Source organism: Tardiphaga sp. (genome assembly GCF_044336785.1).
GTDB lineage: Bacteria > Pseudomonadota > Alphaproteobacteria > Rhizobiales > Xanthobacteraceae > Tardiphaga.
In genome coordinates, this window is the sequence record NZ_JBIIOT010000169.1 from 1 (window position 1) to 5,853 (window position 5,853).

General features: G+C 62.5%; 5 protein-coding genes and 1 pseudogene. 1 reads left to right on the forward strand and 5 read right to left on the reverse strand.

What is annotated here, in order from left to right; all coding sequences use genetic code 11:
- Positions 1–839, forward strand: an 839-nt coding sequence (locus tag ACIQ2A_RS25305; RefSeq protein WP_398484715.1) for an SMP-30/gluconolactonase/LRE family protein, incomplete at its 5' end; no start/stop codon positions are given.
- A gap of 181 nt (positions 840–1,020) precedes the next feature.
- Here ACIQ2A_RS25305 and ACIQ2A_RS25310 read toward each other — a convergent pair.
- From ACIQ2A_RS25310 to ACIQ2A_RS25330, 5 genes and pseudogenes are all read right to left on the reverse strand, one after another.
- The gene (locus ACIQ2A_RS25310) at positions 1,021–2,451 is read right to left on the reverse strand and encodes an aldehyde dehydrogenase family protein (protein ID WP_398484717.1); all 1,431 of its coding nucleotides are present in this window, start codon (positions 2,449–2,451) and stop codon (positions 1,021–1,023) included.
- 260 nt (positions 2,452–2,711) lie between these two features.
- Positions 2,712–3,686 (reverse strand): DMT family transporter, encoded by a 975-nt coding sequence (locus ACIQ2A_RS25315; RefSeq protein ID WP_398484719.1) that lies wholly within the window; start codon positions 3,684–3,686, stop codon positions 2,712–2,714.
- Between the two features lie 279 nt (positions 3,687–3,965).
- Complete coding sequence (locus ACIQ2A_RS25320; RefSeq protein WP_398484721.1) at positions 3,966–4,886, reverse strand: c-type cytochrome; 921 nt, start codon at positions 4,884–4,886, stop codon at positions 3,966–3,968.
- A 163-nt stretch (positions 4,887–5,049) separates the two neighbouring features.
- Positions 5,050–5,496 (reverse strand): c-type cytochrome, encoded by a 447-nt coding sequence (locus ACIQ2A_RS25325; protein WP_398484723.1) that lies wholly within the window; start codon positions 5,494–5,496, stop codon positions 5,050–5,052.
- Between the two features lie 173 nt (positions 5,497–5,669).
- Positions 5,670–5,853 (reverse strand): annotated as a pseudogene (locus ACIQ2A_RS25330) (hypothetical protein); the annotation flags it as partial.

Below are 5,853 nucleotides of genomic sequence, written 5' to 3' on the forward strand. Positions count from 1 at the left end.
CCACCGGCCTGCGCTGGGCGGAAGGGCCGGTCTGGTTCGGCGATGGCCGCTATCTGTTGTGCTCGGACATTCCCAACAACCGCATCATCCGCTGGGATGAAGAGACCGGCGCTGTCAGCGATTTCCGCAGGCCCTCCAATTATGCCAATGGCAATACGCGCGACCGGCAGGGACGGCTGATCACCTGCGAACACGGCCGCCGCATCACCCGCACCGAATATGACGGCAGCATCACGGTGCTGATGGATCGCTTCGAGGGCAAGCGGCTCAACTCACCGAATGACGTGGTGGTGAAGTCCGACAATTCGATCTGGTTCACCGATCCCGCTTTCGGCATCATGAGCGACTATGAAGGCGACAAGGCGCCGTCGGAGATCGGGCAGAACGTCTATCGCATCGATGGTGAGACGCTGCAGGCGAGCATCGTTGCCGACGACATTCTCGCGCCGAACGGGCTGTGCTTCTCGCTGGATGAAAGCATCCTCTATGTGGTCGAGTCGCGCGGCGTGCCGACGCGAAAGATCCTTGCTTATGACGTCGCCCCCGACGGCAAGACGCTGCACAACAAGCGCATCGCCATCGATGCCGGACCGGGCACGCCCGACGGCATGCGCTGCGATATCGACGGCAATCTGTGGTGCGGCTGGGGCATGGGAACGCAGGAGCTTGATGGGGTGATGATCTTCGCACCGGATGGCGCGCCGATCGGGCGGATCGCTTTGCCCGAGCGCTGCGCCAATCTCGCCTTCGGCGGCCGCAAGCGCAACCGGCTGTTCATGGCATCGAGCCAGTCGATCTATGCGGTATATGTGAACACGCAGGGGGCGCTGGGAGGATAGCGCGGAATTGTAGGATGGGTTGAGCGCAGCGAAACCCATCATTCCGTCGATTGCGGCAAGCTCCGCCGATGGGTTTCGCTCCAGCGCTTCGCGCTTCCGCTCTACCCATCCTACAAACAAAAACGCCGGAGCTTTCGCCCCGGCGTTTTCAGTCACGAAGCTTGCGCTTCGAAACGCGGTCTTACGCCGCGTCGTAGCCTGCGATGGCCTTCACTTCGAGGAAGTCCTCGAGGCCATGCTTACCCCATTCACGACCGTTGCCGGACTGCTTGTAGCCACCGAACGGCGCGGTGCGGTCGTTCGGGGCGCCCTGCAGATTGACGTTACCGGCACGGATGCGGCGACCGAACTTGCGGGCGCTCTCGATCGTGTCGGCCGAGACGTAGCCGGCGAGACCATAGGGCGTGTCATTGGCGATGCGGAGTGCATCGGCTTCGTCCTTGGAGCCCATGATCACGAGCACCGGCCCGAAGATTTCCTCGCGCGCGATGGTCATGTTCTCGGTGACGTCAGCGAAGATCGTCGGGCGGACATAGAAGCCCTTGTTGACGCCTTCCGGCAGGCCGGGGCCGCCGGCGACCAGCGTGGCACCTTCGTCGATGCCCTTCTGGATCAGGCCCTGGATCTTGTCCCACTGGCCACGATTGACCACCGGGCCAATCACGGTGCCATCGGCACGGGGATCGCCGGCCTTGGTCTTGTCGGCCTGGGCCTTGGCGATGGCGGCGATTTCCTTCATCGCGCCCTGCGGCACGATCATGCGGCTCGGCGCGTTGCACGACTGTCCGGAATTGTTGAACATGTGCGCGACACCGCCGGTGACGGCCTTCACGTAGTCGGCGCCTTCGAGGATCACGTTCGGCGACTTGCCGCCAAGCTCCTGGCTGACGCGCTTGACGGTGTTGGCAGCGCGCTTGGCAACGTCGATGCCGGCGCGGGTCGAGCCGGTGAACGACACCATGTCGATATCCGGGTGCTCGCTCATGGCGACGCCGACCTCTGGGCCGAGGCCGTTGACGAGGTTGAACACGCCCTTCGGCACGCCAGCTTCGTGCATGACTTCAGCGAAGATCAGCGCCGAGGTCGGCGTGAATTCCGACGGCTTCAGGATCATGGTGCAGCCGGCAGCGATTGCGGGCGCGACCTTACAGGCGATCTGGTTGAGCGGCCAATTCCACGGCGTGATCATGCCAACGACGCCGATCGGCTCCTTGGTGATGACGGCCTGGTTGTGCTTCTCGTCGAACGCATAGGTCTTGAGCACGTCGAGGGTTGCGGTCAGATGGCCGAGGCCGGCGCCGGCCTGCAGGCGCTCGGCCATCGGCAGCGGTGCGCCCATCTCGTCGGAAACGGATGCACCGATATCCTTGATGCGGGCCTTGTAGGCGGTGATGATCTTTTCGAGCAGCGCGATGCGCTCTTCGCGGGTGGTCTGCGAGAAGGTCTCGAAGGCGCGCTTGGCGGCGGCGACGGCCTTGTCCACATCGGCCTTGGAGCCGAGCGCAACTTCATACATCGCCTCTTCGGTCGCCGGATTGACGACGGGCGTCGACTTCTTGACGGCGGGATCGACCCAAGCGCCGTCGATGTAGAATTGCAGGCGGTTGACCATTGGTAACCTCTTTGAATTGCGGAAGCGTTTTTGTTGAGCGCCAGTACAGACAGGTCGTGTGGGACAGCGGCCTGCGCGGCAAGCATCCTTGCGCGATCATTCCGCCAATCGGGCCCGCCATGCACGGGATGTCGCGTGTTGCGACGACCTGCATTTAAGTGCAGTCGCATGGCAGGAGCAAGGCCCGCCAGTTTGTGCATGTTCCAAATTCAAAAATGCCGCAGCTCGCGACGAGTGTGCACCGCAGCATTTCGGCGAAGCTAGCGCTTCTTGCCGAGTACCGTCACGGGCGCGTCGGGATCGGCTTCATCATCGGCCATGGCCGATATCGGTGACATCGGCGTGTCACGCAGACGCTTGAGGCCGAGATGCCGCTCGCGCAGGATCACGAAGATGCCGGCCGCGGCAACGATCACCGCGCCGATGACGACATAGATGGTCGGCACTTCGCCGAACATCCAGAAGCCGAGCATGAAGGCCCACAGCATCGCCGTGTAATCGAACGGCGCGAGAAAAGATGCCGGCGCATAGCGATAGCTTTCGGTGAACAGCATCTGGCCCAGGCCACCGGCAATGCCGATGCCGATGAGCAAGGCAAGCTCGAAGCCCGTCGGCCAGCGCCAGCCGAACGGCGCCGTCACCAGCGATGCAGCCATCACGATTAGCGTCATGATGATCACGATTGAGGCCGACGACTCGGTTGCCGTGAGACGGCGGATCTGGATGGTGGCACCACCAGCCGTGAAGGCATTCATCAGTGCCAGGAACAGGCCAACCATCATCGCGCCATCGAGCGCTGCGTGATTGTGGAAATACGGCGACAGCATCAGGATGACGCCTGAAAAGCCCACACCCACCGCCGACCAGCGATAGACATGCACTTTCTCCTTCAGGAACAGCGCGGCGAACACCACGGTGATCAGCGGCGCGATGAAGGCGATGGCAGTGACATCCGCAATCGGCAGGCGGGCCAAGGCGCCGAAAGTACAGAAGGTGCCGATCACGCTGAACGAGCCGCGGACGAGATGGGCGGAGAACCGATCGGTCTGCAACGCGCCGCGCAGCTGGCCGCGCCAGCCGAAGAACAGCACGATGGGGATCAGCGCGAAAAGGCCGCGGCAAAACACGATTTCGCCGAGCGGAATGGCGCTGCCGAGATAGCGCCCCTGCGCGCCCATGAGGGCAAAGGCCATGGTGCTGGCGACTTTCAGCGACACGGCTTTGAAGATGTTCATGGGGAGCAGGAGATCAAAATTGCAGGGAATCGCCGGTCGGCAAATGCTGCAGCACACAATCACGTGAGCAGACGCACGAAAACCACCACGGGGACATGGCTTGGCGGGTTTCCATGCGTGGGAGAGCACAGTGGGAACGACACCCCTTCTCTGGCTGTCACCACCCGCGAAAGCGGGTGGTCCAGTAGACAACGCCGCTGGCGATAGGGCCGAGAGGCCGCCGCTTACTGGATCCTCCGTTTTCGCGAAGGATGACAATCGCGTGTGCCCGGTTGAGCCTCAGCCCTTCTTCGCGGGCTTCGGAGGCCCTTCCACCGCCGGCAGTGACTTCAGATAGGCCGCCATCGCCGCCCGATCCTCGTCGCTAAGCTGCGCGGTGTTGCGGATCACCGGGGCCATGGAGCCGCCCGCCGTGTCGCCTTCCGGCGTCTCGCCGGTCTTGAGGAAATAAGCGAGATCCTTCTCGCTCCAGTCCTTGAGGCCCTTCTGGGTGATATTGGGCACCCAGCCCTGCCCTTCGGGATTTGGACCGCCGGCAAAGCGCTGCTTCTCGACGATGCCGCCGATTTCGTTGCGCGGGCTGTGGCACTCGGCGCAGTGACCGAGCGCGTTCACCAGATAGGCGCCGCGATTCCATTGCGGGGATTTTGCGCTGTCCGCGACAAAGGGCTTGCCGTCGAGAAACAGGAATTTCCAGACGCCGAGATTGCGGCGCAGATCGAATGGGAAACCGACATCGTGATCCGGCGCCTTTGTCGTCACCGGCGCCAGGGTCTTGATATAGGCGAACAGATCGCGTGCATCGGCGGAGGTCATCCGCTGATAGGACGTGTAGGGAAAAGCAGGAAAGTAGTGCTCACCCTTTGGCGAAGTGCCCTTCAGCAGCGCCGTGACGAAATCCGCCTCGCTCCAGCGGCCGATGCCGGCAGTCGGATCGGGCGAGATATTCGGGGCGTAGAAGGTGCCGAATGGCGAGGTCAGCGGCAGTCCGCCGCCGAGGGCGAGCTTGTCATCCTGCTTGGGCGTCGCATGGCATGACGCACAGCCCCCGGCATTGAAGACGGTCTTGCCATTGGCGACATCGGGCGTGTGTGCCGGCAAGGTGCTGGCCGCAACGGTTGCCGGGATCGTCAGCCACCAATAGACGCTTAGGCCGATGGCGAAGAAGAATGCGAAAAGGATGAGAAAGCGTTTCAGCACGCGAAAGCCTGTCACTCTGGAAGATAAAACCACTGCGCTGAAACTCCGCCTTCATGGTGAGGAGGCGTTCGCTCTTGAGAACGCCGTCTCGAACCATGAGTTGCGTGCACGACCATCCTTCGTGACGCGGCCGATGGCCGCTCCTCAGGATGAGGGCAGAGCTTTAGCTCTTCAGCCGATACGTCTCGTGGCAGCTGCCGCATTGCTTGCCAATGGCGCCGACATTGGCCTTGAGGCTGTCGAGATCCTTCACCTTGCCTTTGGTCTCGGACACCGCCTTGCTGAAATCCGCGACATGCGCGGCGAAGCCGGCCTTGTCGTCCCACACCTTCGGCGAGGTCGAATATTCGGTGCCTTCCTTCAGGCCCTTGGTGCTGTCCGCAAACAGCGCCGGCAGCTTGGTCGCGGTCTCGGTCAGGGTCGCGAAGGCGGCATCCACGGCGGCCTGATCATAGGGTTTGTCGCCCTTGGCCATGGCGCTGAGCGTGCCGCCCAAGGCGCGGCCGGTGGCCTTCATCTGGGCCTGGCGGTCCTTGACGATGTCCTGCTGGGCCGAAACGGCACCGATACCGAGCGCCAGGACACCGGCGACGAGAAATGCGTATTTCATCAAGACCTTCCTTTTCTAGAATTCGACTAGGACTAATGTGCAACAAAGGCATGAACCCCGGCTGACGACGGGTATTCCAAAAGTGGTGTCTTAGGATGGGTTGAGCGCAGCGAAACCCATCACGGCCGGCGCGGGGGTGATGGGTTTTCGCTGCGCTCAACCCATCCTACGGGCTAGAGCCGGTGCAGCCTTTCGTGCTCGCGGATCGCCATCCACACCCGCTCGGGGGTTGCGGGCATGTCGATGTGCTCGATCCTGTATTCGCGATGCAGGCCTTAGATGATCGCGTTCATGATCGCCGGGCAGGAGCCGATCGCCCCCGCCTCGCCCGCGATCATGAACGCGATCATCGAAGGC